Source organism: Micromonospora sp. U21, assembly GCF_018070045.1.
Classification (GTDB): domain Bacteria; phylum Actinomycetota; class Actinomycetes; order Mycobacteriales; family Micromonosporaceae; genus Micromonospora.
In genome coordinates, this window is record NZ_JAGPYK010000029.1 from 56,183 (window position 1) to 82,660 (window position 26,478).

Consider the following 26,478-nt stretch of genomic DNA (forward strand, 5'->3'; position numbering starts at 1 on the left):
CGGGGTGTCAGATCAGATGCGGGAGATGAACGGATAGACGGCGAAGCCGAGCAGCACGAAGACGAGCAGTGCGCCCGGGATGTCGAGTCGGCTGGTCACCCCCTCGGCGCGGGCGAGGTTGTCGGTGCGGATCTGGTCGCGCAGCGAGTCGGCCCGGCTGCGCAGGGTCTCGTGCACCTGAGCCCCCTCGCTGCCGGAGGAGCGCATGATCGCGCCGACGTCGCCCAGCTCCGGGATGCCGATCTTGTCGGCGAGGTCGCGCAGCTCGTCCCAGGGCGCGTGCATCTGCATCTGGGCGATCCGCAGCGACTCCTGGATCCGGTCGAACACCCAGCCGTCACAGACCGCGGCGGCCCGCTCCAGCGACTGCACCGGCCCGTGCGCGGCGGAGAGCTGCAACGCCACCAGATCCAGGTAGGTGCAGACGGCCTGGCGGAACTCGTCCCGGGCGGCGTCGGCCTTCGTGAGCACCGCCCGGTGCGCCAGGAGCCCGCCGATCAGCGCCAGGCCGAGGCTGCCGAGCACCGGTACGACCAACGGCAGCGAGATGCCGAGCACGAACAGCGCCACCCCGAGCAGGGCCGGCGTGGCCAGCCCGATCAGCGCGGAGAGCAGCACCGACAGCGCGTACTGCTCGGAGGTCTGGCCGATCAGGGCGAGCTGCCGGTGCGGCGGCCGCAGCCAGCGGGCCAGCCCGGTCAGCCAGTCCAGTTGCCGGGACGCGGGAGTGGCGACCCGGCCGGTGCCGGCCGGCTGGTGCAACCGGCGCAGTGCCGGCCCGAGCGCCGGGGTCGCCGGCACCAGCTCGCGGACCACCAGGAACAGGCCCAGCCCCACGGCGGCTCCACCGCACACCGCGACGGCCAGGTGCCAGTTGACGATCATGCGATCACCTCCTGCGGATCCGGCGCCGGCAGGAACCGGGCCGGCCGCTGCGGCTGGCTCATGGACCGCACCCAGGCCAGCAGGCCGATGAAGGCGGCGCCGAGGGCGGCCATCACCAGTTGACCCACCGGCGTGCCGTACGGCTCGATGTACTCGGTGTTGATCAGCCCGTACGCCAGGGTGGCGAGGGTCATGCCGGTGAGGAAGCGGACCGCGAACCGGGGCTGGGTTCGCTTGGCCTCGATCTCCCGGCGGGTGGCGACCTCCGCCGCCGCCGCGCCGGCGATCGAGCCGAGCACGTCACCCAGCCGCTCGCCCCGATCGCTGAGGTGCAGGATCAGCGCCGCCACCACCTGGTCGCAGACCGGGTCGCCGATCTCGTCGGCGAACGCCAGCAGCGCGGAGCGGGCCATCCAGCCGGCCTGCAACCGGGCGGCGAGCAGCCGGACCTCGTCCTCGATGCCGGGTGGCACGCTGCCGATCGTGCCGATGATCGACTGCTGGAGGCCCTGCCCGGTGCTGGAGACGTCCTTGAGCCGGCGGGTCCACTCGCCGACCGCCTCGATCCGGGCGATGGCCCGTTGCTCGGCCTTGCCCACCGCGAACAGCCACGGCGTACCGGGCACCGCCGCCGCCACCAGCAGACCGACCACCGGCAGCCCGGTCAGCAGGAAGGCCAGCGCGCCGGCGGCCAGCGCGGTGAGCAGCAGCGCCTGGTAGGCCCGCCGCTCGCCGGGGGTGGCGCCGGAGCCGCGCCAGAGCCGGCTCAGACCCGGCCCGGCGCCCGGGCCGGTGCCGGCGGGTCGTCGGGTGCCGATCAGCGCGACCACGGCCAGCAGCAGTCCGGCGACACAGGCGGCGCCGGAGACCACCGCGATCAGTTCCAGGTTGTCCCGCACCGGATCACCGCCGGGCCAGTCGGGTCTGCCGGGGGCGACGCCAGGCGCCGGTGCCGGCCTCGATCCACCGGGTCAGCAGCCGGGCGTCGTAACCCACCCGCAGCAGTTGGTCGCGGACCCGTTCCGGCAGGTGCCGGGGGACCGCGCGGCCGTCCGGGCCGGGCCCGAAGACCGTGGTGGTGGTGATGCGGCCGGCCTCGCCAGCCCCGATCACCTCCTCCACGTGCGACACGAACCGGTGCTTGCGCCCGCCGATCGCGGTCTCGTCCTCGACGGTGACGTAGACGATCAGGTCCAGGGCGTTGCCGGCCATCCGGCGGGCCTGGTCGACGGTCATCTCGCGGCCGTGCGCCAGCGCCAGCTCGACGATCCGTTCACCGACGCCTGCGGACGTGCGGGCGTGGATGGTGCACATCGAGCCCCGGCTGGTGGTCATCGCCTGGAGCATCGGCACGATCTCCCGGGACCGCACCTCGCCCACGATGATCCGCAGCACGCCCATCCGGAGCGAGAGCGGGATCAGGTCGGCGATCGTCACCTCGCCGGCCGGCCTGCCGTCGAAGCCACGTTCGCCGTGCCCCTCGCGGGCCTCGAAGCTCATCACGGCCCGGTGCCGCTCCCGGCGGCGGGCCGGCAGCAGCTCCCGGCTCTCCTCCAGCAGCACGTACGGCTCGTCGGGCGGGATCTCGTTCATGAGCGCCCGGATGATCGTGGTCTTCCCGGCGCCGGCCAGCCCGGCGACCATGATGTTCAGCCCGGCGCGCATCGCCGCGCGGAGGAAGTCGCGCAGCAGTGGGTCGATCATCTCGTCCAGGTCCCCCCGGGCGCCGGCCACGTCGTCCAAGCTCACGTCCAGGGTGTTGTGCTTGCGAATCACCGCGTACGGGCGGTGACTGACCAGGAACACCGCGGCCAGCCGGCTGCCGTCGGGCAGTTGCAGGTCGAGGGTGGGCTTCACGGTGGACAGTGACCGTTCGGTCGCGCCCGCACGGCGGGCCGCCGCCTGGAGGATCTCCACCAGTTCCGCGTCGCTGTCGGCGATCGGCTCGGCCCAGTCCACCCCGCCGCCGTGCCGGGTGATGCGCACCTGGTCGCAGCCGAGGATGTGCACCTCCTCGATGGTGTCGTCGACCAGCAGGGTCTGGAGCCGGCCCAGCCCGACCAGCTCGGCGGTCACCTGGTCGAGCAGCAGGCGTTCCGCACCGGCAGCCATCGGCGTGCCGGCCCGGCGGACCGCGTCCGCGTACTCGGCGACCACCGCGACGGCCAGCCGGGCCCGCTCGGTGTCCTCCTCGTCGACGGTGAACTCACGGCCGCGCTGCCACAGGGTGAGCCGCTCGGTCAGTTCCCGGCGCAGCTCCCGAACCACCTGGAAGTCCATCCGGGGGCGGGATGGCGGCTCCGCCGGCGGGCTGAGTGCGGGTGCCGGCATCGGCACCGAATGGTGGTGTCGGCCGTTCGGCGCGGCCAGTGGCGGCGTCGTGGAGGTGACGTCCGGCGGCTGTTGACGCGGGTCGGCGGAGACCGGTTCAAACCGCATCCGGCACCCCCTGCCGCACCGGCCAGGCCAGCCGGGCGCGCCGCCGCTCCAGCAGCGCGCCGACCGGCACCTCCAACGCGGCCGCCGCGCGCAGCAGCGGCCGTCCGGCCCGTACCGTCCCGCCCAGGCTGAGCACCCCGGCGGTACGCGCGTCGTGCGGCAGCCGGGCGATCACCGGCAGTTTCAGCGCGCGGCTGATCTCGGCCCGCCCGTGCCCTTCGCCGACCAGCAGCAGCCGCAGGGTGCCCGCCGGCACCCGGTGCTCGGCGAAGTCCCGTTCGATCGCGGTGACCACCGCCCGGGTGCCGGACAGATCCGGCAGCCCGGCCCGGGTCACCAGCAGCACCACCGAGGCGGCCCGCAGCACCGGCCACGGCGGACCGTTGACGTGCAGCCGGCCGCAGTCGACCAGCACGTTGTAGCCGGGGGTGCCGCGGTCCAGGGCGTTGAAGTAGTCGGCGAAGCGCTGCCAGAGCGGGGTGACGCTGCCGGCCTGCGTCGGGTCGACCAGCCCGGGCAGCAGCAGCCGTTCCCGACGGGGCGCGTCGAGGTCGACCAGCTGGGACCAGAAGGCGGTCTCCAGGTTGCCGTCGCGCAGCTCTCCGACGGCCAGCTCGCCGATGCCGCGGGGTCCGTCCAGCTGACCACCCAGGTAGCCGGCGAGGATCGACCCGCCGGCCGGGTCGCACTCCGCGAGCACCAGCCGTCGGTGCCAGGCCAGCGCGCAGGCCAGCGCCGAGGTGGTCACGCCGGGCGAACCCTTCGCGGACACCAGCGCGATGATCGCCATGCTCAGGCCGCCTCGGTCAGCACGACGGCGATCCGCTCCTGCGTGGCCAGCGCCACCACCGCGGGCACGTCCCGGACGGTGAGCGCCAGGTACAGCACCTTGTCGTTGTTCGCCGGGCTGACCATGTCGATCACGGTGGCGGAGAAACGGGTGCCCGCGGCGGCGGCTCCGGTGGCGTTGTCGTCCGGGGTGCTGACCAGCAGAACCTTGTCGCCGGGGTGCAGTTCACGCGCCGGCACCTGCGCGGTCTTCAAACCGAGCGCGATCTGCTGCTGGCCGGGGCCGAGCAGCGGGTCGTCGGTGACCTGTCCCAGCGTGAGCAGGGTGCCCGGGAGCAGCGCCACGGCGGCGCGCTTGCCGACCACCTCGTCCAGCCGGCCGGCGGGCACCGGGCGCAGCCCCTGGCCGCCGGCGACCTGCACGGCGACCAGGTCGGCGGTGCTGATCTCCCGCCCGACCTCCACGGGCCGGGCCACCGCGAGGTAGCTGCCGGTCGCCCGGACCGAGGTGACCGCGAATGCCGCGCCCAGCCCACCGAGGGCGATCAGGAGTACGGCCAGACCCAGCAGGCCCGGGCGGACCCGGCGCTGCCGGACCACCTTGGGTGGGCTGACCGGCGCGTCCACCGGGGTTCCGTTGCGCGTCGCGAGACTCACCGGACCGTCTCCGTCCGAAGCCACTCGTTCCTCGCGTTCATCGCGTCACCACCTGGAGTTCGTTGATCTGGATCGGCACGGTGCCGCTGGTCCGGGTCTGGGGGATTACGCCGCTCTCACCACCGCCGCGCCAGGTCACCGTCCAGTACGTGGTGGCACCGACGCGGTAGGTGCCGGCCTTCGGGTAGCCCTTGTCGTAGCCACAATCGGGCGAGGAAAGTCCGGCGCGGGGTCCCGTCACCGTGTACTTCGTTCCTGGGCCAGTACAGGTGGTGACCTGCTCGTCGTTGCCCATGTCCCAGACGATCCGGTCGAACGTGGCATCGACGGTGACGGTGACGTCGCGTTCGGTCTCGCTCTCGGAGATCACCGGGCCGAAGTACTGCCTCCCTTCGCTGGCCCACATCCAGACCGGCAGCCCGACCAGGCCGGGCCCGGTGCTGCGGCGGGGCGCGACGGCGATCCGGGGTGGCGAGATGGTGATCCGGGCCAGCGCCCGACGCGCCAACTCCTCCGGGTCCGGCGGCGCCCCGAAGCCGGGCGGCGGCTCGTCCAGCGTCACCGTGTCCTGGGCACCCACGTCGCCGCCGTTGCAGGTCTGCAAGTACCACTGCTGACCCTCGGGCGGCTCGACTGGCCCTTCGGTCAGCTTGTAGTAGCACCCGTCGCCGTTGTTGAACCAACCGAACAGGTCGTCGTAGCAGGGGATGGTCCGCCCGCCCCACTGACAGACGCCGCCACCTCCGCCGCCGCCGGAGTCGCCGCCGCCGGAGTCCCCACCGCCGTTGTCGCCGCCACCGTCGGGACCGCCCGGTGTGCCGGGCTCGTCGTCCCAGACGCTGCAATCGTGCTGGTCGGGCGGGCACTCGCCGCCGGGGTCAGCGCGGCGGGCGGCGGCGGCCGGCAGGGTTCCGCCGGCCACCAGCAGCAGGGCGAGGCCGATTCCGACGAGCGCCCGGTGAGGCGTCCCGGCCCGGGCGGTACGGGCCGGGACGCCCCCTCCTCCCCAGGTCAGCACGGCTGGTCCCGGTGCGCGGCGCCGGAGTTGATCAGCCACCGGCCGTCGGGATACCGGGTGGCGGTGGCCGTGGCCAGGTGCCGACCTCCGCCACTGCCCGGGACCACCCGTTTGTCCTTGGCGTAGACCAGCCGGTATCCGCTCGCGTCCAGGCAGTCCTGGATCTCCACGGTGGCCGGGGCCGAGTCCAGGCTGACCGAGGTCACGGTCGGGTCGGACTTCAGCGTTCCGGTACGCATCGCGCCGTGCTCCTTTGCCTCACGAATGGACACTCGCACCCGAGTGAGCAGTGGATCGGCGAGAAACCGGGACAGTTCCGGCGCGTGTGGATCGCTGCGTCGACTCGCCGTACGCGAGGCCGCGAGATAACCGGAGTACGCGTCGAGCGCCGCCTTTTCCGCAGCCCGCCGACCGGCGTCCGGGTCCGCCTGTTGTTCGTCGCCCCGGGCTGGCGCCGGCCGTTCAACGGCCTCCCGTCCGCTGCCGCAGGCGGTGACCGGCACCGCTGCCACGACCGCTAGCAGGCAGATCGCAGCTCGCCTGAGCTGTCGTCCGCGCACCGTCGAGCCTCCTCCTGGTCGCCCGGTGCGGCGACGGATCACCGCCGCCGGGCATGCGGAAGCGCGCCCGGATCAGCACATCCGGAACCGTTCATTGCGCTTCTGCATTCACCGTTACGGATCTTTTACAAATGGATGGTCCTGTGTCGTCCGGTTGTTGCGGTGAGGCTTGCGTCACACCCAAGGGGCGAGCATAGGCTGACGCTCGCCGATGCAACAGAGGCAATTCAACTGAACACTCTCCGTGATGACAGGTGGTGGTGAGGGGTGTCTGTGCCGCACTCCGGGCAGTGGACCGCACCGATCGGCGGGATGGCTGGCCCTGGGCCGGCCCAGGAAGCCGCCGGGCGGCCGGCTGCGCAGGTCGCTTTCTGCGCCATCCGCTACACCCAAGCGATCGTTCAGTCACGATCCGTGTTCGCCTCCCGGGGTTCTGCCGGGCCAGAGGCGGGGTCGACATGGCGCTGACCGGCCCCTCGGCGGCCGTCCCCGGTCAGGAGAATCCGCCCGATCGGACGCCCGCACCCCCGCCATCCGGTGGCACGACGAAACCCGCCGACCGAGCCGCCGGCCGTGCCCGGCTCTCGACCGCGCTGGCAGTCCTGGCGGTCGGCCCGCTGCTGCGGTGGGCCGTCCTGCGTCACGCCGTACCGTCGGGAACCGCCAGCCCGACCGGGTGCGAAGCCTGCGGCGCACCGGTCGGGCTGACCCGGCCCTGGCCCGCGCTGGGCCCGGCCGGCCGGTGCGGTCGCTGCCGCGCCCGGGTCGGTCCGCCACCCGGCACGGTCGAGCTGGCCGCGCTCGCCGGGCTCGGCGCGGTGGTGCTGTTGGCGCTGGTCGGTCCGCCGGGTGGTGCGCTGCCGGCGCTGGCCTGGTGGCTCGGCTGGACGGTCCCGGCGGTCTTCGTCGACCTGGCCGTGCACCGGCTGCCGGACCGGCTCACCCTGCCGGCGGCGGCCGGGACGTGGCTGCTGCTCGGCGCGGCCGCGCTCGGTGACCCCGAGCCGGGGCCCTGGCTGCGCGCTGTCACCGCCGGCGCGGGGCTGGCGGTGCTCTTCGCCGGCAGCACGCTGCTGCTCGGCCGCCGTGGCTTCGGGCTGGGCGACGCCAAGCTGGTGCTCAGCGTGGGCGCGCTGCTCGGCTGGTACGGCTGGCCGGTCCTGCTGCTCGGGCTGCTGCTCGCGTTCGGGCTGTCCGCGCTGGTCAGCCTGGGCCTGCTGACCGCCCGGCGGGTCCGCTGGACCACCCACCTGCCGTTCGGCCCGTTCCTGCTGCTCGGCACCGTCGGCGCCCTCCTGCTGACCACCTGACAAGCTGCGGCGGGCGGGGGTCAGCGGCGGGGTCGGCCCGCCAGGTCGGGCACCGGGCGGCGGGCGCGGTCGGCCCGGCGGCGCAGCGCTTCTGTCGCCGGGCGGGCCAGCAGCGGGGTGGCCAGGGTGGCGACCAGGGCACCGAGCAGCACACCAGCGACCACGTCGTGCGGGTAGTGCACGCCCACGAAGACCCGGGAGAACGCGGCCAGCGCGGCCAGCGGCAGCGCGACCAGTCCGAGCCGGCGGGAGAGCAGCAGGGTGGTGACCGCCAGCGCGCCGGCCAGGGTGGCGTGATTGCTGGGAAACGACCAGTCGCCCGGTGGTGGGCAGCTGCCCGCGATGATGGCCCGGCCCACCGTCCGGCACGGCCGGTCCTCGTCCACCACGGTCTTGAACCATTCGCTGCCCGCGTACGCCAGGAGAGTCGGCACCGGCGCGACCAGGGCGAGCGCCCGGTCGCGCGGGCCGCCGGACAGGCGGCTCAGCGCGGCCACCAGCAGCAGGCCGCCGAGCAGCAGGATCACCCCCTCGGTGGCGTGCCCGACGAACCACTGCACCGGGGGCGGGCTGTCGGCGGCGACGCCGATCACGTCGCGGTACCACTCGGCACTGATCTCCGGAACGTCCATGTTGCCGTTGTCGACCATGCATCACCTCACCAGATGTTCATACCCGGTTCACCTGGGAGACAAGGTAGGAACGCGGCAGGCGGCGGCGCAGGAGTCGACGGTACGGGCGGCTCACCGACCTTCGTCCAGCAATCCCACTGCCGGCTCTGCTTTGCTGGTCAGGGACGTTGGCACCCCAGAGGAGGCACCCGTGCACACCGGTTCGGCCACCGATCAACCGTCGCCCGCCGTCGAGGGCGTGGACGAGGAGACCTGGCGGATCCGGCGCACGGCGGCCGACCTGGACCGGCTCGGCGAGACCGAGTCGATCTTCGCGTTGGGCAACGGGTGGGTCGGTTGGCGTGGCGTCCTCGACGAGGGCGCGCCGTGCGTGATGCCGGGCAGCTACGTCAACGGTTTCCACGAGCGGCGCGAGCTGAGCTATCCCGAGGAGGGGTACGCCTTTCCGCAGGCCAGCGACACCGTCGTCAGCGCGCCGAACGCGGCCCTGATCCGGCTCTGGGTCGACGACGAACCGCTGGACATCCGGACCGGGACGCTGCACGTTCACGACCGGGTGCTCGACCTGCGCGCCGGCGTGCTGCGCCGGGAGACCGAGTGGATCTCGCCGGCCGGGCGGCGGGTGCGCATCCGCAGCACCCGACTGGTGTCCCTGCCCCGCCGCCCGGTCGTCGCCGTCCGGTACGAGGTGGAGACGCTGGACGGGCCCGTCGAGCTGCGGGTCTGCTCGGACCTGCTGGCCAACGAGCGGGTACCGGAGCGCTCGGACGATCCCCGGGCGGCCTCGGTGCTCACCGATCCGCTGACCGCCGAGACGTACCGTGCGGCCGGCCTCGACGGTTCGCTGGTGCACCGCACCGAGCACAGCGGCCAGCGCGTCGCGGTGGCGGTCAGCCACCTGGTGGACGCGCCGGGCACGCTGACCGTCACCGGCGACTGCACTCCCGACCGGGTACGCCTCACCGTGGCCGGCCCGCTGCACCCGGGCGAGCGGCTGGAGCTGACGAAGTTCGCCGCGTACGAGTGCGCGGCGGTCGACGGGACGCCCGCCGGCGAGTTGGCCGACCTGGTCGCCGCCGAGGCGGACGCGGCCCGCTCGGACGGCTTCGACGCCCTGCTCGCCGACCAGCGCGCCGCCCTGGACGCGGCCTGGCAGGCCGCCGACGTGCTGCTCGACGGCGACCCGGAACTCCAGCAGGCGACCCGGTTCGCGATGTTCCACCTGATTCAGGCCGGTCGCCCCGACTCCGACCGGACCATTCCCGCCAAGGGCCTGACCGGCAATGGCTACGACGGGCACGTGCTCTGGGACACCGAGAGCTACGTGCTGCCGGTGCTCACCTACCTGGCTCCGGCGGTGGCCCGCTCGGCGTTGAGCTGGCGGCACGCCCACCTGCCGGAGGCCCGCGAGCGCGCCCGCGAGCTGCGGCTGACCGGCGCGACCTTCCCGTGGCGCACCATCGGCGGCCGGGAGTGCTCCGGCTACTGGCCGGCCGGCACCGCCGCGCTGCACGTCAACGCCGACATCGCCGACGCGGTTCTGCGCTACCTGGCCGCCACCGACGACCAGCGGTTCCTCGCCGAGGCGGGGCTGGATCTGCTGGTGGAGACCGCCCGGCTCTGGCACGGCTTCGGCCACTGGTCGGACACCGGCGCGTTCCACCTGCACGGGGTGACCGGGCCGGACGAGTACGCCGCGCTGGTCAACGACAACGTCTTCACCAACCTGATGGCCCGGCGCAACCTGCGGGGCGCGGCGGACGCCGCCGAGCGCCACCCCGACCTGGCCAGCCGGCTCGGGGTGGACCCGACGGAGATCGCCGGCTGGCGGGCCGCCGCCGACGCGGTCTTCATCCCGTACGACCGCAAGCGCGGAGTGCACCAGCAGGCCGCCGGGTTCACCGAGCAGCCGGAGTGGGACTTCGCGAACACCGGCGAGGACGACTACCCGCTGCTGCTGCACTACCCCTACCTCGAGCTGTATCGCCGGCAGGTGGTCAAGCAGGCCGACCTGGTGCTGGCCATGCAGCTCTGCCCGGGCGAGTTCACCGCCGACGAGAAGGCCCGCAACCTGGCCTACTACGACGCCCGCACGGTCCGCGACTCGTCGCTGTCGGCGGCGCCGCAGGCGGTGCTGGCCGCCGAGGTCGGGCACCTCGACCTGGCGTACGACCTCTTCGCGGAGTCGGTGCTGCAGGACCTGGCCGACCTGGGCGACAAGACCGCCGACGGGCTGCACCTGGCGTCGCTGGCCGGGTCGTGGCTGGCGCTGGTGCAGGGCTTCGGCGGGCTGCGCGACGACCGGGGGGTGCTCTCCTTGGACCCCCGGCTGCCCCGGCGGATCGACCGGCTGGCGTTCAGCCTGCGCTGGCGCGGACATCGGCTGCGGGTCACGCTGACTTCCGCCGAGGCCCGCTACGAGCTGCCCGACGCCCGCCCGGACGCCGCGGTCGACCTGTGGCACCACGGTGCGGAGCTTCGGGTCACCGGTGCCGCACCGGTCATCCGGCCGATGCCACCGGTGCCCGACCCCGGGCCCGAGCCGCACTCACCGCCCGGTCGCCGTCCCACCCGCCGCTCGGCCGGCTGACCCGCCGCCGTCCGCTGCTCGTGCCCGCAGGCGACGGTCAGGTCGGCCCGAGGCCGCCGGCCATCCGTTCGCGGACGGCCTCCAGCGCCTCGAAGGCGTACGCCCAGTTGTGGCACTTGAAACTGCGCAGGCCGTCGATCGTGGTGTGGCAGTCGGCGCAGCGCACACCGGGGATCGCGTCCGGGATCTCGGTGTTGACGTACTTGCGTTCGCCGAGGATGACGGTGGCGATCATGGCCTTGTCGTGCAGGCCGGACAGCGCCGACGAGACGATGTCGTACCAGGTGACCCGCCGGCCGCACTTCGGGCAGTCCGGCTCGTCGCCGCTGACCCAGAGCGGGGCGCCGATGGTGCGCGCCGGCATGCCGAGCAGCTTCTCCAGCCGTCGGACGTCCGATTCCGGGGTGGTCCACCGGTGCCGTCCCGGCAGCGACGCGGGCGAGTCGTACACGGCGCGGAACAGGTCGTGGTCGACCTGCACGGTCTCCCGCTGACTGGTCATCGGTGTCCCCCTCGACGGTCGGTGCCCCCACCGTCGTCCCTGGTGGGGGCGGGCTACAACCGGATCAACGACACGGCGGGGCGACCAGCCCCCGCCGTGCGGTCAGGGTGCGGCCGGTGCTGGACCGGCCGCACCCCGGCGGACGGCCTCGCCGGCCAGCCGCGCGCGGCGGCGCTCGTCGTTCGTGGTGAGGTCGAACTTGTCGTACAGCCGGGACAGGTGTTTCTTCACCGCGCTCTCGGTGACGTGCAGGGTGGCCGCGATCGCCCGCACCGGAGGTGGCTCGGGGAACGGCACCCCACCCTCGACGAACGGGCGGCAGAGCACGGTCAGCACCTCCTGCTCCCGCCGCGTCAGGCCGGGTGGCGGGGGTGCCGGCTCGACGTGCAGGGTCCGGGTGCTGGGGTGTTCCGCCGGGGCGTGGAAGACCAGCCGGGCCGGGCCGATCCCGACCCGGTCCCGGTCCCGCAGGATCTGCGCCGGGCGCACCGGGCTGCCGTTGACCGTGGTGCCGTTGGTGCTGCCCAGGTCGCGGATCGACCAGCCGGCTGGAAAGCGCTCGACGAGGGCGTGCAGCCGGGAGACCAGGTTGCTGTCGATCGGCAGCTCGTTGGTGGGCGCACGTCCGATCGTCAGCGCGTCGGCGGTCAACGGCACCAGCCGGACGGCGCCCACCCCGTAGACCTCGAAGTACCCGTCCGTCACAACGCCTCCTACGGTCAGGGGCCGCAGTACGGCGCGGTCGTCGCGCTGGTCGGCTGCCCCGTCCGCTGGCTCCGCACGGTGGCGGTCGCGGCGGTACAGCCGCCGGTCACCGGGAACGGCTCCGTCCACAGCTCGAACGGCTGCCCCTGCGCCCGCTGCCGGGCGACGGCCTCGCCCTGGTCGGGCCGGACGGCCAGGTCGACGTCCCAGGTGCCGCCGCCGACCGCCGCGTTGTCGCGGTACTGCTTCCAGACCCAGATGTACGCCATCACGGCTCGGCAGGTCGGCGACCAGTACTGCTTCACGGAGATGGCACGCAGGCCGCCAGCGTGCCCGTAGGCGGACGAGCCGACCTGGTAGGCGTCCTGGTAGCAGGGACCGGGGGGCGCGTCGTCCCGGCTGGCCCGGCGCGGCTGGCCGGTGCCGACCGCGCGGACGGTGACCGGAGTGGACCGTCCGGCGAGGCGCAACGCCAGCTCCGGTCGACGCGGCCCGGCCCCGTTCGGAGTGAAGATCAGTCGTAGCTCGCACCGCTGGCCGGGCCCCAGTCGGCGCGACGTGCAGGTCTCGGTCGTGATCCGCAGATCGGAGGCGTGCGGGCCGGTCGTCGTCACCCCGGTCAGTTGCACCTCCCGGTCACCGCCGTTGCGCACGGTGACCGCGCGTTCGGCCGATTCCGCGCTCACCTCCTGGTTGCCAAAGGCGAGCTGCGCTGGCACGTCGACCGGAGCGGGCGTCGGACGGACCGCCGACGCGCCGGTGGCCAGCACCGACGCCAGCACGACCAGTGATCCGACCGCCCGGGCCGGTACGCGCCGGCGTACCCCGGTCGCCGGTTGTGCGGTGGCCGTGAGGTCCAGGGCGAGGGCCGCGCGCCTACGGGCGCTCAGCGAGAACCTGGGCCGGGGCGAGCCACTTGACGGTGCGCCGTCCGGCCACCCGGCGCTGGCGTCACCGCCGCCCAGGACGAACGGGGTGACCGGCTGACCGGTGGCCTCCTGCGCCTGCTGGAGGGCCTCGGCGAAGGCGGCCGCGCTCGGGTGCCGCCGCGCCGGATCCTTCGCCAGCGCCCGCTCCAGCACGGCGCAGACCGTGTCGGGTACGCCCGACGGCCGCAGGTCGGGCACCGGCTCGGTGGCGATACGCCGGAGCAGCCGCGCGAGCTCGGGTGCCGCGGTGCCGCCCACGCCGACGCGTCTGCCGCCGCCCTGCGCGTCCGTCGTCGGCTCCCCGTCCGACGTCTCCGGGTCGAAGACGGGCCGGCCGCGGATCCAGTGCAGCACGGTCGAGGCGAGCGCGTAGACGTCCGCGGTCACCGCGGCCGGCTCGCCGCGCAGGATCTCCGGTGCGGCGTGCAGCACGCTGGTGGTGACCCGCCGTCCGGCCGGGTCGGGCTTCACCGACCGGGGCCGCGCCAACCCGAAGTCGGCCAGCTTGGGTTCGCCGTACCGGGAGATCAGGATGTTCTCCGGCTTCACGTCGCGGTGCAGCACGCCGGCCCGGTGCGCGGTCTCCAGCGCCCCCGCCACCGCGATCCCGCCGGCCGTCGCGGCGACCCATCGCCGCGCCGGGTCGTCCGGTTCGGCGGCGAGTCGGACGGCCAGCGAGCCGCCCTCCTCGTACGCCATCAGCAGGTACGGGTTGCCGGCGGCGGTCCGGCCAGCCTGGTGCAGGGTCACGATGTGCGGATGGTCGGAGAGCCGCCCCAGCACCTTCAGCTCCCGCTCGAAGCGGGACCGGGACGGGCCGTGCCAGTCCGCGGCGAGCACCTTGACGGCCACCCAGCGAGAGAAGTCGGGCTGCCAGGCGCGGTAGACCACCCCGAAGCCGCCCCGCCCGATCTCCACAGCGTCCGTGCACCCGACCACGCCGAGATCCAGCCCCGGTTCGGAGATGGCCTCCCCGGGGCGGTGGGCCGTCGGCTGCGCTCTGTGGACCATTGCGGTTCATTATGACCGACGGGTAGGTCGGCTATCGACGGCCATCGGGCCCGGCGGCCCGGCGGACGGTCCCCCTTTCCACCGTCCGACGGGCCGCCGGGCGAGCAGTGGTGTCAGCAGACCGTGCTGGTCGAGCCGCCCGTCGAGTTCAGGTAGCCGGTGACGTGCGTGCAGTGGGCGGCCGTGTTCGCGGGCGCGCCCCACAGCTCCGCGCGGGTCGTGTTGTTCAGCTCGCCCACGCCGTAGTCCGATCCACTGTCGCTGTGGTCGATCACGTGCACGTACAGGTCCCAGTTGGAGTGGGTGTTGCGGTACTGCTCCCAGACGTAGATGTAGGCGTAGTTGTAGCCGCAGCCGTAGTACTGCTTGACCGAGGCCGCCTCCATGCCGCCGACGGTCAGCACCCGCGTCGTACCGATCTGGCGGACGCTGGAGCAGCTGGCCGGCGTGCTGGCCATCGCCGGCGATGCGGTGACAACCGAGGTGACGGCGGCCGCGGCGAGCGTGGCGGTGACGGCGAGGGTACGGCGGAGTGTCGACATGGAGCCCTGCTTTCTCTGGTGGACCTGACCTGCACCCACCAGCAGACCAGCCACCCGAATCACGCGACAGGTGGCGAACCGGCGACCTTTTCCTCCCCACCCGACCACGGTGCTGTCCCACCTGACGCTGGCCGGTGCAACGCGCGCTGTCCTGCTGACGTCAACTCGACCGCGCGGGATCAGCCTGGTGCCGCCAGCCGGCCGGCCGCCGACAAGCGCCGGATCACCGCCCCGTGTGGCACGGCGTGACTGGTACGGCCGGCCACACCGGTGGTGGTGACGGCGGTGAGGAGCGAGTTGAGCAGCGCCTCCTCGACAGAATCCAGGACGGCCGCGAAGACCGGGTTGATTTCCCCGTCGGGGATGGGTCGCTGGTCCGGCTGCGCGGTGCTGAACGCGATCGCGTAGTCACCACTGCCGTTGCTGTAGGACGCCCCGACCCGGCCCATCGCGAAGACCGCCCGCCGGGCGAGCCGTCCGAGCTGCCGGGCGTCCAGGGGTACGTCGGTGGCGACCACGATCATGCAGGAGTTGCCCGACGGTTCGGTCCGGTCGGCGTCCGGGACCAGCTCACCGACCGGCAGCGGAACGCCGAGGGCGGTGAGCACTCCGCCGAAGTTGGACTGGACGAGCGCACCGACCATCCCCGGTCGGTCGGCGACCCGTACCGTCCTCGACGATGTGCCGATGCCGCCCTTGAAGCCGAGCGCCGTGGTGCCGGTGCCGGCCCCGACGCAGCCCTCCGCCGGCTGCTCGTCGGACGCCCCCGTGACGGCGGCGAGCACGTGTTCCTCCCTGATCGGGCGGCGGCGGATGTCCGACAGGTGGCCGTCGTTGGTCTCGCCGACGAGGGGATTGAACGACAGACCTTCGGGGCGACGGTCCATCAGGTGACTCAGTAGCGCGTCCGCGGCCCGGAAGACGGACAGCGTGGCGGTCAGGACGATCGGTGACTCCAGTACGCCGAGTTCGTCGACCTGTGTGGAGCCGACGAGCTTTCCGTGGCCGTTGCCGGAGTACACGGCGGCCGGCAGGGTCCATCGTCCGGGGCCGAGTTGACTCGACACGACGGCGGTGACGCCGGTGTGCAGGTCGGCGCCGTCGTCGATGGTGGTGTGCCCGACCAGGACGCCGTCGACGTCGGTGATCGCGTTGTGCCGCCCGGTGGGCAGCGTCCCGACGACGATCCCGAGGTCGCGGGCGCGGCGGCTCAACTGCTCCATGAAGCTCCTGTCGTCGTTGCTAGATTTCGGCGATGCGGAGATCGTTGCGGAGGTTGGCCGGCCGGGTGTGGTGGTATCCGCACGACGATGACCACGACATCATTCAGGGCGGCGTCGCGGTCATCGCGGAGGAGTCGGGCAGCGTGCTGGTCGACGCCGGCAACAGCCCGGCGGCCGTCCGCCGGATACGCGCCGAGATCGAGGCGGCCGGGCTGCCGGCGCCACGGCGGCTGGTCTACACCCACCACCACTGGGACCACGTCTGGGGTGCGTGCGCCTGGCCCGACGTGGAGGTCATCGGGCACCGGTCCGGGGCCCGCATCCTCGAAGCGGAGGCCCGACACCCGTGGGGGCACCGGTACCTGCGCGAGGAGGTCGCCGCCAACCCCCGACTCGGGCCGAGCTTCCGGGCCCGGGCCTGGGCGATGGAGAGTTGGGAGGGCTTCGCCGTCGTGCCGCCGCACACCGAGTTCGACGACACGCTCACCCTGCCCGGCGGGGTCGTACGTCGACAGCCACAGTCACCCGCGTACGGCGCAGGAGACGCGGGAGTTGCTCGCCACCCTTCCCCACTGACCGCAGGCGGCGACCAACCGGGCGCTCCCGGCTAACCGGGTGGCGACGGCGGCTCGGGTGGGTGCCCTTTCGCGCGGGCGGCGTCGGAGATGGCGACCCCGGCCAGGACCGCGGCGGCGGCGACGGCGGCCACGAGCGGCGGTACGAGAAGCATCACCGGTGCCAGGGCGGCCAACGCGAGCAGCCCGAGCGGTCGATCCCGGGACACCCGGCTGAAGACCGCGTACTCGAAGCGGGCACGCCCGGCCAGGAACAGCGCGGGCCCGCCGAGGATGACCGCGATCCAGGCCGTCTGGGCGTGCCCGGATGGATGGGCGATGACGAGTTCGGCGCCGACCGCGGTGACGACGACGCCGGCCACCATGACCAGGTGGGCGTAGAACGCCGACAGGCCGAGGCGGGCGGGATCGGGGGAGCCCGCGATGGCCGCGGCCGACAACTCACCGGCACGATGGATGTAGATACGCCAGAGCAGCACCGTGGTGGCGATCGACACCAAGAACGCCACGGTCCGGTCGGTCGCGAAGCCACTGCCCCCGAGGCTCGAAGCGGAGACCAGGATCAACTCGCCGAGCGCGATGATGAAGAACTGTCGGTGGCGCTCGGCCAGGTGCTCGGCCGCGCTCGGCAACTCCGCGGGCGGTGAGCGGCCCAGGCCCGGTGTGAGGTAGCGGAGCTTCCCCGCCAGGTAGTCCATGACCACCGCCAGCGTCCACAATGCCTCGCGGGCGGTGCCGTGCACCAGCGCCCCCGTGATCCACGGCACGGCAGACACGCAGAACCAGATGAGCACCCGTAGGGCGCCGCGCTGCAACTCGTGACCCCGCAGGGCGATGAGAAGGCCGAGGCTGCGACCGACCTGGACGGCGACGTACGCGCCCGCGAAGACCAGGCCCTGCGCGCCGAACACCGCCGGCAGCGCGACAGCCATCACCAGGCTGCCGACCAGGGTCGCGATGACCAGCAGCTGTATCGTCGGCCGCTGCGGGTCGAACCGGTCCGGGACCGTCGCCGTGCTGCACCAGACCCACCACACCGCCAGTAGCAACACCAGCGTGTGGAAGGCGCCGCGCCAGGTGAGGTCCTGGCTGAGCACCCGCGAGAGCTGGGTGAGCACGTAGACGAACGCCAGATCGAAGAACAGCTCCAGGAACGTCGCCCGTTGTGGATCCTCGGGCTTCCGCAGCAGCTTGCCCGCTCTGCTCGTCGTCATCGGCTCGCCCGTCCTGTGGCTCATGCCCGTATTGAGGCATTCGTACCACGTGACGGGACAGGTGAACCCGGATCTCGCTGGTGCGGGCCGGTCGGGTCCGGACAGCTCAGGGCAGGTCGCTGTTGCCGCCCAGGTTGGCGATCATGCGACGCAGCACGTTGAGGGCCGCTACATAGTCGTCTGTCGCGATGCCCTGGTGCATCTGCTCGTGCGCCTGCGAGTTCCGCTCCTTGGCGCGGAGGCGCCCAGCCTCCCCGGCCTCGGTAAGGGACAGAGTGCCGGCCTGCTCGCTCATCCAACCGCGCGCGACCAGGTCGTCGAAGACCTCTTCGAAATCGATGCCCAGGTCGTCGAAGGGGGCGAGGCGTTCGGCGAGTTGAGTGCGACTCCACCTGCCGGCGGCGCCGGCCACGTGGTTGAGCGTCCACCAGTGCGGCTGGGTGAGCTGCTCCACGGCAAGCTCCGCCCGAATGCGCCCGACCACGGCACGGTACGCCTCGCCGCTCCAGTAGCCGATGGGCTGCGCGGCGAGTTCCTCCTGGGTGTACTCCTTGGTGGTCACGGCACGGGCTCCTTGTCAGCGACGAACGAACGCGATGACCGTAGAAGTTCAAGCATCCTTGAGGTCAAGGTGACTGTGGTTGACCGGGACCACTGGCATGCAGGTATCGATGGGTGTTCACGTCGCGGTAGCCGACACGGTCCACGGTCAGCGGCGCCGATCCGAGCCGCCCGGCTAGCCAGAGGTCTCGCCGATGTTCCTTGGAGCTCAGCCGGGCGGAAGGCCGAGGAACTGCTCGATGTCGGCGATGACGTCCTCCACCGTGCCGCCGACGGCCGGGTCGCGCAGCCGGGTGCGCAGGGCTGGCATGACCCGGTCGGTGTCGAGGCGATGGTGGATGCGGGCCAGATGGCCGAGGCAGATCGCTGCGGTGGCCCGGACGTCCTCCTCCGGGTGGTCCAGCAGTCGCAGGTAGAAGTCCTGACACCAGCGCCAGTCCGCGTCGTGCAGGGCCAGCCCGACCATCGAGTCGGTGAGAGTGTCGATGTCACCCGCGGCGAGCGCGGCGGTGGCGCTGTCATGGGTCGCCGGTGCCGGCTCGTAGTAGCTGCGCTGTGTGCTCATCCCTCGTCCTTCGGCGGCGCGGTCGGCCGGCCCTTCTTGTCTACCAGCCCGCCCCGCTTGAGGGCATTGCGCATGTCGTCGTTCAGGCCGTCCGAGCTGTGGTCATCCCAGCGGCGGACGTGGCCGTGGTAGATCTCGACGACGTCCTCGCCGGGATTGCTCGGCTCGATGCGGCGGTGCCGGTCGAGGATGACGATCTCGCCGGTCTCGTGATCGACGCCGATCCGGCGACGCTCGTTGGTCTCCTTGATCTGCACCGAGCGGTCCAGCGCGGTCTGACCGTTGGCGGGAGCGCGACTCGCGCTGCCCATGGCCAGGTTGCGGTCAGTCTCCCGGTGCTTGGGTCGCTGCTCGTCGCCGACGTGGTACTCGCGGCGTACCCGAGGGGTCTTGGCGAGTTGCGCAACTGGCTTGACCAGCGCCGACTCCACCTGAGGCGGCACCGCCGCATCGCGTAGGTGCCGGTTGCGGCTGCGCTTACCCACCGAGGATCGCCTGCAGGGCCATGTCGATGAGCTGGTCGATGACCAAGCTGGTGATCATCTTGAAGATCGGGATCTCCAGCAGGGACGCGCCGAAGGTGGCCGCCGCCGTGGCGACCGCCTGGGCGATCTGGATGGCGAGGATGATCAACTGAACGATGATCTGAACTTTCAGCGCCAGTACGACCGCGGCGACCACCACGTAGCCGGCGCCCAGCACGGTGGTGGCGGTCGTGTTCCCGGCCAGCACGCCGCCCGGCCCCTCGCCGCCGGACCAGTATGCGCTGAAGGCAGCCACCACCTCCCCCCGATTGGCGCCGGTCACCTCCGCGGCCAGCTCGTCGGCCTTTTGGCCCATCTCCTCGACGGTGGTGGAGAAGTCCATCCAGACCTGCCCGAGCTCGAAGAGTTTCCCCTCGTCACCCTCCGGCCAGTCGTACCCGATCATGGCGAGCAGCGAGGCGAGTTCACCCGGGATCGCCATGCCCAACGGTCAGCCCAACTCCCCAGCCAGTGCGCGGAAGCGGCCGGCCAGCTCCTCCTCGACGGCTGTCATGTCGTCCGCCAAGGCCATCAGATCCTCGCCGCTGCTCTGGTACTCGTCGGCCATCGCGGCGCAGCACTCCAGCAGGTAGCCGGAGACGACCGGAAAGGAGGCAGCGACGAGGGTGCCGAGCATGTCTCCGCCCCACGGCTCACCGAAGCCCTTCAGCCGTGCGTCGAGCCCTTCGAGTGCCGTCGCCAGGCGCTCACCCACGTCGACGAGCCGAGTGCCGGCCGCCCGGACCTGATCGGGATCGATCTCCAACGTCATCGGTCAGCCCGCTGACCGCGCGATCCGGGCCTGAGCGGTGGTGAGCGTGCTCAGGAACGACTGCATCTGGCGCACGGACTGTTGCTGCACGCCTTCGAGGCGCTCGAGCAGCACGGACGCATCTGGGACGTCCGGTGCGTCGGTGGCAGTGCGGGCCCGCAGATCGTCGAGGGCGGCGTTGACGGCGATCGTCAGCTGTTCGGCAAGGTAGTCGCCGCCCTCGAGAAGCGCCTGCGGTAACACGGTGATCGACTCGATCCGACCGCCCGGAGCAGCCACCACGGTGATCAGGCCGTCCGCCGCACTGGCCTCGCCGCGAGTCTCGACGCTCTCCTCCGCGTGACGGTTGGCCCGCAACTCGCGCAAGGTACGCAGAGCGTCATCCATCGATTGGCGAAACTCGTCTGCGCTGGCCGTCATCAAGGGCTCCTCTCCGACCGGCCGGCGGCTTTCCGGTAGCCACCAACCGCAGTGGACAGTGGAGGTGACCCCCGTGCTGGCCACCTGTGAACGGCTCCGAACGGACGGTACCCGATCGGTCACCGCCGCGCGGGGCACCCACAGTGGACTTCACACCATGCGCCGTTAGCCCGACGCGTCGTTCTGCTCTGCTACCGAGCAACCCCGGCACGCCTTCTTCCCGACACCCGATTCGCGTGGAGTAGAGGCGGGGTCGCGGTCCGTGGTTGGGCTGTGGCATGGTGCGGTCGCCGGTGGGGCGGGGCGGACGGATCGGGTGACGGCGGTGCCGGACAATCTGGATCAGTGGCATGACTTCCGTAAGAGCGTCGCGCTGGTGTCGATGGTGCTGTTCCTCTTCTGCGTGGTCGGCCTCGGCTTCCTGGCCTACCGGCTGGCGATCGTGGGGGACGACGGAACCTTCAACGGTTGGTCGTTCTTCCGCTTCATGTCGCCGCCCTCGCCGCCCAGACCGCCAAGGCAGAAGGTCACCAATCCCGTGTCCGCCTGGGTGCATGATCAGCCGGGCCAACGCCAACGTCGGTCGGGTGATTTCATTCGATCATGATGCAGCCCCTACGCCGTGCCGCCTACCGGCTCTACGCCCGCCGCCTCCGCACCCAGCTCCGCGGTAAGTCGCTGCCGCGGCACGTAGCGATGGTGATGGACGGAAACCGCCGGTGGGCCAAGCAGGTGGGCTTCGATGACCCCCGGGTGGGCCACCGATACGGCGCAGAACACATCCACGAGGTACTGGGCTGGTGTGCCGACGTGGGCATCCATCACGTCACGCTGTTCGTCGCCTCCGTTGACAACATGCGTAAGCGGGCATCCGACGAGGTGGAGAACCTGATGCAGATGATCGAGGAGGTCGTCGCGGAGCCTCTCCTTCGTCCGACCAACCCCTGGCAGCTTCGCCTGGCCGGCCGCGCGGACGTCCTACCCGACTCGACACGCCACGCCCTGAAACTCGCGGAAGACGCCACCCGCGAACGCGGTGCCAACTTCCACCTCACAGTCGCCATCGGCTACGACGGCCGCGAGGAGATTGTCAGCGCAGTTCGTTCCCTGCTGGAGCAGGAGGCACAACTGGGCGCCACACTCGACGACGTCGCACAGCGGCTAACCGCCGACGATCTCGCGGCGCACCTGTACACCGGCGGTCAACCCGACCCTGATCTGGTCATCCGCACGAGCGGAGAACGCCGCATGTCCGGGTTCCTGCTCTGGCAGGCCGCCTACTCCGAGTTGTACTTCTGCGATGTTTACTGGCCCGGCTTCCGGAAGATCGACTTCCTCCGCGCCCTACGCTCCTACTCGGCCCGCAGTCGACGATTCGGAGCCTGACAACCCACGTACCGCGCTCCCGGTTCCGTGGCGCGACCGCGAAGACCGGCGACCATCAGACGACACCGACACGCAGCTTCCCCTGGGGCAGTCCCCATGCCCTCCCGCGAACCGACGGTCGAGCTTTGCGGAATACCCACCGCCATCTCTTGGCCTGCTCCAGAAGCAGCGATGCACCTGGCGAAGGGCTTCCACGGGCACCGGACGTCCGGAAACGCCTCAGGTCAAGCCTGCTTGCCAGGCAGGAGCGTTGTTCACCCGCCGTCGAGGCGAGCGGCTCGGTGCCGTCCACGTGCACCTCGACCGACAACTGCTCTGCCAGTACCACCGTGATGATCCTTGTGCGGCCACCGTCAGGACAACGCGAGCAGTCGGATCTCGCAGCGGACGCCGCTGGCCTTGGCGAGCCGACCATCACCGGTCACGAGTGGACAGGCCATCAACTCCGCCGCCACGACATACGCGGCGTCGTACGCCGTGACAGTGCCCCGCAGCTGCCACATTCGGTCGAGCAGCATCGATTGCGGCACGGCCAGGAGTCGCAGGCCAGAGAAGTGCGTGGGCCGGAGGTGCGACCATGCGAACCCGCCTGCGACCGTCGCAAGCGATCCGTTGCCGCTGCGCGCGCAGGCCAATTGCCCGGCTCGCCGCCGCAGGATCAGGCGATCTGCCGGAGGTCGCTGCCGTAGTCAAAGATGATCCGCATCCGGGCACCCAGCGCTCGCGCATACCGGCTCAGGGTCGCAACCTCGTTGGCCTCCAGATCGCCGTTCTCGATCTGGCTGACCCGGCCGGGTGTGACCCCCATCAGCTCGGCCACCTGCCGCTGGGTGAGCCCGAGCCGCTTCCGCTCCTCGGCAAGGTGGAACGCGCTGATCCACGCCTCGGTGCGGGCGCGTTCCACATCGAGCGCGTCGTCGTCCCCGTCGTACAACTCGGCGCGGACGTCGTCCCAGTCATGGAAGTCGCTCATCAGCCCTCCCTCCGTTTCCTTTCGAAGGCAAGCCAGCCCTCGTACGCAACCTCCGCGACCGGGATCGCTTCCTCGTACCACCGCGTCCAGTCTCCGGCCTTGTTGCCGACCACCAACAGCACCGCCTGCGACCAGGGATCGAAAACGAACAGAACCCGAATGGCGACGTCCCGCCCAGACCTCGGTCATAGCTCCGTGAGGTTGCGATGCTCGAACCTCGGAGGGTGTCGACCAGCGGTCGCCCCAGACCCGGACCGGTCTCAGCGAGCATGTCGATCGCTACGTTGACAGACCGGTACGTCGCCGGGTCAGTCTGACGCGGCGACCGTAACCAGTCGCGGACATCGCTTGTCGTCCTGATCGCCCAGCGACGGGCCGGCCCGTTAGGCATGGGAGAACTATAGCCCAGCCTATACATCGCCCTGCCACGGAAACGCTTGCCTCTCGGCAGGCCGGGACCGGGGAGCCGGCGTCGCCCGGCCGCTTGCTACAAGATCGAAGTGGGCCGCCAGGGACTCGAACCCTGAACCTATGGATTGCCGGCGAGCCGGCCGGATCAGGTGTGGTGCGAGGTCATCTGGCCTGCTGGCGCGCTTCTCGGTCTGGTTCGGGTGGCACGGTTGCTGTACTTCGCTGCTGTACTGCTGGCATTAGACGAGGCGTTGGATGCGGACCTTCGCACGCTCGTTCCTGAGGTGGCGTTGCTTGTGCTGGCGGACCTGCTCGTCCCAGACCTCCTGGTCGTAGTCCGGGTCTGGCGGGATCCACTTGTGCGAGCCGTCGCTGTAGTGGAACTTCTCGTCACCGGGTCGCAGGATGCTCATCGAGTCCAGCCGAGGAAGCGGTAGTGCAGGTGGCCTGCGGGGACGTGGGTCAGGTCGTGGGCGGCTTCGACGAGTTGGGCTGCCAGGTAGAGGGTGAGCGACACCGGGGCTCGGTCGTACTCCGCTCGCAGCTCTCGACGGCGGGTGTGGCAGGGCCAGTCGGCACCGCAGCCACCGCAGGTCCAGGCCGGCGTGATCGGGAGGTGGTTGGTCACTTCGGCTCCCTCTGCTCGGCCGGCGGTTCCGATGACGGAGCGGATGGCCGGCCGTCCTCTGAGGGCCAGTGACCCCGGTTGATCGGGATTCGATGCCTTGCATGGCAGGGCAACTCGCCCCCGCATCGGCAGACCTTCCGCCATCGCTGCCATGACCAGACCGGCCGGTGCCGCCTCGCCAGGGTTAGCGCGACAGCCACCAAGTACTCCTCGTACGACACGCGAAGCACCAGGTCTCCCCTCGGGCATTCTTCGATCTCACGGGCAGGTGGAGCCGGCGGTTGGCTGTTGTCCCAGCTCATGTCACCGTAACGACGTAGGACTGTAGATACAATAAGATGTAGAACTGTTGGACACGTAGCGTCACATTCGTGATCGACCCCAGCGCGGATCGCGCCGTGTTCCGGCAGCTCGCAGACCTTTTGCGAGACCGGATCGCGTCTGGCGACCTCGCGCCAGGGGCCTCGCTTCCCAGCGAGCTCCGGTTGGCTCAGGAGTACGGGCTGAGCCGCACGAGCGTGCGACAGGCTGTAGCGCTACTCCGGTCGGAAGGGCTCGTGATCGTGGAACCACCGCGCGGCACATTCGTCCGCGCCGACGAGCCGACCGAAACGGTGACCCTCCTCAAGGGCGACACCGCTACCGCTCGGATGCCCACCCCCGCCGAACGGCGCGAGCTGGAGATCGGTGAGGGCATCCCGGTCATCGTGATCTTCCGCGCCGACGGCTCGCGCCAGGTGTACTCCGCCGACCGCATCCGCGTCGGCCGCTGACCGATCCCCGACGCCGTTAGCGAGCCCCGCCGGGGGGATGCGGTCTCAGGTTGTTGGCTGCTACCAGCCGGTAGCAGCGCTCACCGATGAGCAGGTGCCGGGCCTCGTCGGTCGACGTCCAGGTTCAGCCCGCATCAAAGTGGGCGCTGCCTTCTTGCTGCCTCGCTTAGATGGCTTCTCGGACCAGCTCCGTTGTCCGATGCAGGTACGTGTAGTCGGCTGGCTGGCCCAGCGCCGTCCTGCCGACGCCTCGTCGGGACTGGCTGGATGCGATGTTGACCGCTAGTCCGGACACAACCGTTAACGGTGCGGCCAGCTCTGGTTGGGCGATCGCCACAGACGCTCCGAAGCCAGCGCCGCTTGCAACGGTAACGGCCAGCGATCGCTTAACCCAACCCCACTTCGTGGCACGAGCGGCAGCCTGTAGTTCGGCCACCGCGCTGGATAGGTCTCGTTCCACCAGGCGGAAGGCGTCCTGAGGGTGGCGACCGGCCTGCTTTAGCTCGTGCAGGAGCTTGTCGATGGTGAGCATCAGGTGGCGCCTCTCGGCGTCGTACTTGGCCCTGAAGGCCACAAGGTCGCTGATCATGACATCACGTGGCACGGGCAAAAGGGCCCCCACGTCGACCTGCCAGCAGGCCGTCACGTCGTAGCCTGGAGCGGGTTCGGTGCTGAGGCGATAAGCGGTGTGGACGTTGGTGTGTGGCCGTAGCCCCTGGGGACCGATGCATCCTGATCGCCTGTTGCTGTCGAAGGCAATACGTCCGGCAATGAGGCTGACGACGAGGTGCAGCAAGGCTGGCGCGGCGACAAGCCGGGATGAGCTGTGTGGGTGCGGGTAGACGAGCCGACGGGCGAGCAGCTCTGCAACGACGCTCTCGTGCAGCTTGTCGACGTGAAGTGTGCTGAACTCAGCGTCCGGCGGACTAACGGGTGGGATCAGGTCGTCGGGTGGAACTTGCTTGAGAGCGTGGTCGAGCTCCCCTTCGATCTCGCTCAGCTCGTAGGGTCCGAAGGCCATGTTGGCCTCCAGAGGTCGATAGAGTCCCGCGTCCTGCATCTCGCGCATCCGTGCACTCAGCCGGCGTTCCCACCCAGGAGCGACGACCGTTGCGAGGTCATCCCAGTACAGAACCGCTTGGTGCAGGACTGCCGCCGGGGCGTTTGCGAAGGGGTAGTACAGCATCCCGGCCAACCGAGCCTCCACGTGAAAAAGTGCCAGCGGCTGATGCTCAGGAATCTACCCTTCCCGGCTCTGATCAGTCAGCACCCGTTTACCGGACGTCACCTTGGCCTCGCGGTCGGTCTGGCTTGCACCTCCATCAGCGACTAGCGTTCCCGTCGACCACGTTGGTAGTGGAGAGTCATGCCTGGTCGGCTTGGCATGTCGACGTGACGCACCGATTTGACCGGCGCATTACGAGTCGGTCGCGGTCTGCTGATCGGCGTGGTCCTGGTCCTCGTCCACCTGCGCCTGCGGTCCGCCGCTGTCCGCCGTTGGTCGCTGGCTTGGCTGCTCCGTTGGCTGCTCGCCCGCGGCACATGGTTTAGGAAGGGTGTTGCGCTCGCTGCGGAGTCCCCCGCGCCCTACCAGCACATGTGCCCGACAGCCCACCAACGAAACGCTTGATCATTCCGCGCCTGTTCCGGATCAGGTCTGCCGCGCCTTGGATGTCTGGAACGTCGGCGAGGCCGTTTGCATGCGGCTCCGAGCGCGCCTCCGGCAGTGTCTAGTACGGCAGCCGCCGTTTGGGATTATGGCTGGAGTTCGAGGTTGAGGCGCCGGGTGTAGTGGGCTTGTCGGGCTCGGGCTTGATGGCGGCGGCGCCAGTCTGACCAGCGCAGGCGGTGGGTGAGGTCGCGGATCGGCTTGAGGACGAGGGT

At 71.1% G+C, this 26,478-nt stretch carries 31 protein-coding genes and 1 pseudogene; 6 read left to right on the forward strand and 26 right to left on the reverse strand.

What is annotated here, in order from left to right; genetic code table 11:
* Positions 1-12: 12 nt before the first annotated feature.
* From KBX63_RS27805 to KBX63_RS27835, 7 genes are read right to left on the reverse strand one after another with little or no spacing between them, the layout of a single operon-like run.
* Entirely contained in the window at positions 13-882 is an 870-nt protein-coding gene (locus tag KBX63_RS27805; protein ID WP_374102276.1) for a type II secretion system F family protein, read from the reverse strand.
* A complete protein-coding gene (locus tag KBX63_RS27810; protein ID WP_210916341.1) occupies positions 882-1,784 on the reverse strand; it encodes a type II secretion system F family protein in 903 nt (300 codons plus the stop codon). The genes KBX63_RS27805 and KBX63_RS27810 overlap by 1 nt, the downstream gene beginning before the upstream one ends.
* Positions 1,785-1,788: 4 nt before the next feature.
* Complete coding sequence (locus tag KBX63_RS27815) at positions 1,789-3,324, reverse strand: CpaF family protein (protein WP_210916345.1); 1,536 nt, start codon at positions 3,322-3,324, stop codon at positions 1,789-1,791.
* A complete protein-coding gene (locus KBX63_RS27820) occupies positions 3,314-4,114 on the reverse strand; it encodes a ParA family protein (RefSeq protein WP_210916346.1) in 801 nt (266 codons plus the stop codon). The genes KBX63_RS27815 and KBX63_RS27820 overlap by 11 nt, the downstream gene beginning before the upstream one ends.
* 2 nt (positions 4,115-4,116) lie before the next feature.
* Positions 4,117-4,770 (reverse strand): SAF domain-containing protein, encoded by a 654-nt coding sequence (locus KBX63_RS27825; RefSeq protein ID WP_210916347.1) that lies wholly within the window; start codon positions 4,768-4,770, stop codon positions 4,117-4,119.
* 37 nt (positions 4,771-4,807) lie between these two features.
* Positions 4,808-5,788, reverse strand: a complete 981-nt coding sequence (locus KBX63_RS27830; RefSeq protein WP_210916348.1) for a hypothetical protein — start codon at positions 5,786-5,788, stop codon at positions 4,808-4,810.
* Positions 5,782-6,318 (reverse strand): hypothetical protein, encoded by a 537-nt coding sequence (locus tag KBX63_RS27835; RefSeq protein WP_374102277.1) that lies wholly within the window; start codon positions 6,316-6,318, stop codon positions 5,782-5,784. Before KBX63_RS27835 ends, KBX63_RS27830 begins: the two co-directional genes overlap by 7 nt.
* Before the next feature lie 488 nt (positions 6,319-6,806).
* Between KBX63_RS27835 and KBX63_RS27840 the strand changes: the two genes are divergently transcribed.
* Positions 6,807-7,658 (forward strand): A24 family peptidase, encoded by an 852-nt coding sequence (locus KBX63_RS27840; protein ID WP_210916353.1) that lies wholly within the window; start codon positions 6,807-6,809, stop codon positions 7,656-7,658.
* Between the two features lie 20 nt (positions 7,659-7,678).
* On the opposite strand, the gene KBX63_RS27845 is transcribed toward KBX63_RS27840, so the two are convergent.
* Complete coding sequence (locus KBX63_RS27845) at positions 7,679-8,308, reverse strand: phosphatase PAP2 family protein (protein WP_210916355.1); 630 nt, start codon at positions 8,306-8,308, stop codon at positions 7,679-7,681.
* 172 nt (positions 8,309-8,480) lie between these two features.
* Between KBX63_RS27845 and KBX63_RS27850 the strand changes: the two genes are divergently transcribed.
* Entirely contained in the window at positions 8,481-10,880 is a 2,400-nt protein-coding gene (locus KBX63_RS27850) for a glycoside hydrolase family 65 protein (RefSeq protein WP_210916359.1), read from the forward strand.
* Positions 10,881-10,917: 37 nt separating this feature from the next.
* Here KBX63_RS27850 and KBX63_RS27855 read toward each other — a convergent pair whose 3' ends face one another.
* The 5 genes from KBX63_RS27855 to KBX63_RS27875 all read right to left on the reverse strand — a co-directional run bounded on the left by KBX63_RS27855 (position 10,918) and on the right by KBX63_RS27875 (position 15,792).
* Positions 10,918-11,382 carry a hypothetical protein gene (locus tag KBX63_RS27855; RefSeq protein WP_210916362.1) on the reverse strand — a complete coding sequence of 155 codons (465 nt, stop codon included), beginning with the start codon at positions 11,380-11,382 and terminating at the stop codon, positions 10,918-10,920.
* A gap of 102 nt (positions 11,383-11,484) precedes the next feature.
* Positions 11,485-12,087, reverse strand: a complete 603-nt coding sequence (locus KBX63_RS27860; protein WP_210916365.1) for an FHA domain-containing protein — start codon at positions 12,085-12,087, stop codon at positions 11,485-11,487.
* Positions 12,088-12,101: 14 nt separating this feature from the next.
* Positions 12,102-14,027 (reverse strand): protein kinase, encoded by a 1,926-nt coding sequence (locus KBX63_RS27865; protein WP_210916368.1) that lies wholly within the window; start codon positions 14,025-14,027, stop codon positions 12,102-12,104.
* Positions 14,028-14,140: 113 nt separating this feature from the next.
* Entirely contained in the window at positions 14,141-14,569 is a 429-nt protein-coding gene (locus tag KBX63_RS27870) for a hypothetical protein (RefSeq protein WP_210916369.1), read from the reverse strand.
* Positions 14,570-14,748: 179 nt separating this feature from the next.
* Complete coding sequence (locus tag KBX63_RS27875) at positions 14,749-15,792, reverse strand: P1 family peptidase (RefSeq protein ID WP_210916370.1); 1,044 nt, start codon at positions 15,790-15,792, stop codon at positions 14,749-14,751.
* Between the two features lie 32 nt (positions 15,793-15,824).
* Here KBX63_RS27875 and KBX63_RS27880 point away from each other — a divergent pair, with 32 nt between their 5' ends.
* Positions 15,825-16,403, forward strand: coding sequence for an MBL fold metallo-hydrolase (locus KBX63_RS27880; protein WP_210916371.1), 579 nt, complete (start codon positions 15,825-15,827; stop codon positions 16,401-16,403).
* On the opposite strand, the gene KBX63_RS27885 is transcribed toward KBX63_RS27880, so the two are convergent.
* The 7 genes from KBX63_RS27885 to KBX63_RS27915 form a co-directional block, all read right to left on the reverse strand.
* Complete coding sequence (locus tag KBX63_RS27885) at positions 16,400-17,581, reverse strand: low temperature requirement protein A (protein ID WP_210916372.1); 1,182 nt, start codon at positions 17,579-17,581, stop codon at positions 16,400-16,402. The genes KBX63_RS27880 and KBX63_RS27885 overlap by 4 nt on opposite strands.
* A 106-nt stretch (positions 17,582-17,687) precedes the next feature.
* Complete coding sequence (locus KBX63_RS27890; protein WP_210916373.1) at positions 17,688-18,143, reverse strand: MarR family transcriptional regulator; 456 nt, start codon at positions 18,141-18,143, stop codon at positions 17,688-17,690.
* Between the two features lie 207 nt (positions 18,144-18,350).
* The gene (locus KBX63_RS27895; RefSeq protein ID WP_210916375.1) at positions 18,351-18,707 is read right to left on the reverse strand and encodes a hypothetical protein; all 357 of its coding nucleotides are present in this window, start codon (positions 18,705-18,707) and stop codon (positions 18,351-18,353) included.
* Positions 18,704-19,192 carry a hypothetical protein gene (locus tag KBX63_RS27900; protein ID WP_210916376.1) on the reverse strand — a complete coding sequence of 163 codons (489 nt, stop codon included), beginning with the start codon at positions 19,190-19,192 and terminating at the stop codon, positions 18,704-18,706. Before KBX63_RS27900 ends, KBX63_RS27895 begins: the two co-directional genes overlap by 4 nt.
* The gene (locus KBX63_RS27905) at positions 19,185-19,673 is read right to left on the reverse strand and encodes a hypothetical protein (RefSeq protein WP_247663408.1); all 489 of its coding nucleotides are present in this window, start codon (positions 19,671-19,673) and stop codon (positions 19,185-19,187) included. The genes KBX63_RS27900 and KBX63_RS27905 overlap by 8 nt, the downstream gene beginning before the upstream one ends.
* Positions 19,674-19,682: 9 nt before the next feature.
* On the reverse strand, positions 19,683-20,003 hold the full coding sequence (locus KBX63_RS27910; protein WP_210916378.1) for a WXG100 family type VII secretion target: 321 nt from the start codon (positions 20,001-20,003) through the stop codon (positions 19,683-19,685).
* Between the two features lie 3 nt (positions 20,004-20,006).
* On the reverse strand, positions 20,007-20,423 hold the full coding sequence (locus KBX63_RS27915) for a YbaB/EbfC family nucleoid-associated protein (RefSeq protein ID WP_210916379.1): 417 nt from the start codon (positions 20,421-20,423) through the stop codon (positions 20,007-20,009).
* A 325-nt stretch (positions 20,424-20,748) separates the two neighbouring features.
* On the opposite strand from KBX63_RS27915, the gene KBX63_RS27920 reads away from it, so the two are divergent.
* Entirely contained in the window at positions 20,749-21,030 is a 282-nt protein-coding gene (locus KBX63_RS27920) for a hypothetical protein (protein WP_210916380.1), read from the forward strand.
* Positions 21,030-21,809 (forward strand): polyprenyl diphosphate synthase, encoded by a 780-nt coding sequence (gene uppS, locus KBX63_RS27925; RefSeq protein WP_210916396.1) that lies wholly within the window; start codon positions 21,030-21,032, stop codon positions 21,807-21,809. Before KBX63_RS27920 ends, uppS begins: the two co-directional genes overlap by 1 nt.
* 353 nt (positions 21,810-22,162) lie before the next feature.
* Here uppS and KBX63_RS27930 read toward each other — a convergent pair.
* The 5 genes and pseudogenes from KBX63_RS27930 to KBX63_RS27950 form a co-directional block, all read right to left on the reverse strand.
* Positions 22,163-22,330, reverse strand: a pseudogene (locus KBX63_RS27930) (VapC toxin family PIN domain ribonuclease); the annotation flags it as partial.
* A gap of 137 nt (positions 22,331-22,467) precedes the next feature.
* On the reverse strand, positions 22,468-22,782 hold the full coding sequence (locus KBX63_RS27935; RefSeq protein ID WP_210916383.1) for a transcriptional regulator: 315 nt from the start codon (positions 22,780-22,782) through the stop codon (positions 22,468-22,470).
* A complete protein-coding gene (locus KBX63_RS36885) occupies positions 22,782-22,904 on the reverse strand; it encodes a hypothetical protein (RefSeq protein WP_374102275.1) in 123 nt (40 codons plus the stop codon). The genes KBX63_RS27935 and KBX63_RS36885 overlap by 1 nt, the downstream gene beginning before the upstream one ends.
* Positions 22,905-23,432: 528 nt before the next feature.
* On the reverse strand, positions 23,433-23,606 hold the full coding sequence (locus KBX63_RS27945) for a hypothetical protein (protein ID WP_210916385.1): 174 nt from the start codon (positions 23,604-23,606) through the stop codon (positions 23,433-23,435).
* Complete coding sequence (locus tag KBX63_RS27950; RefSeq protein WP_210916388.1) at positions 23,603-23,821, reverse strand: flavin reductase; 219 nt, start codon at positions 23,819-23,821, stop codon at positions 23,603-23,605. Before KBX63_RS27950 ends, KBX63_RS27945 begins: the two co-directional genes overlap by 4 nt.
* Before the next feature lie 371 nt (positions 23,822-24,192).
* On the opposite strand from KBX63_RS27950, the gene KBX63_RS27955 reads away from it, so the two are divergent.
* Complete coding sequence (locus tag KBX63_RS27955) at positions 24,193-24,594, forward strand: GntR family transcriptional regulator (RefSeq protein WP_210916389.1); 402 nt, start codon at positions 24,193-24,195, stop codon at positions 24,592-24,594.
* A gap of 166 nt (positions 24,595-24,760) precedes the next feature.
* Here the strand turns inward: KBX63_RS27955 and KBX63_RS27960 are convergent, their stop codons facing one another.
* The gene (locus KBX63_RS27960; protein WP_210916390.1) at positions 24,761-25,789 is read right to left on the reverse strand and encodes a hypothetical protein; all 1,029 of its coding nucleotides are present in this window, start codon (positions 25,787-25,789) and stop codon (positions 24,761-24,763) included.
* Between the last annotated feature and the right edge of the window lie 689 nt (positions 25,790-26,478).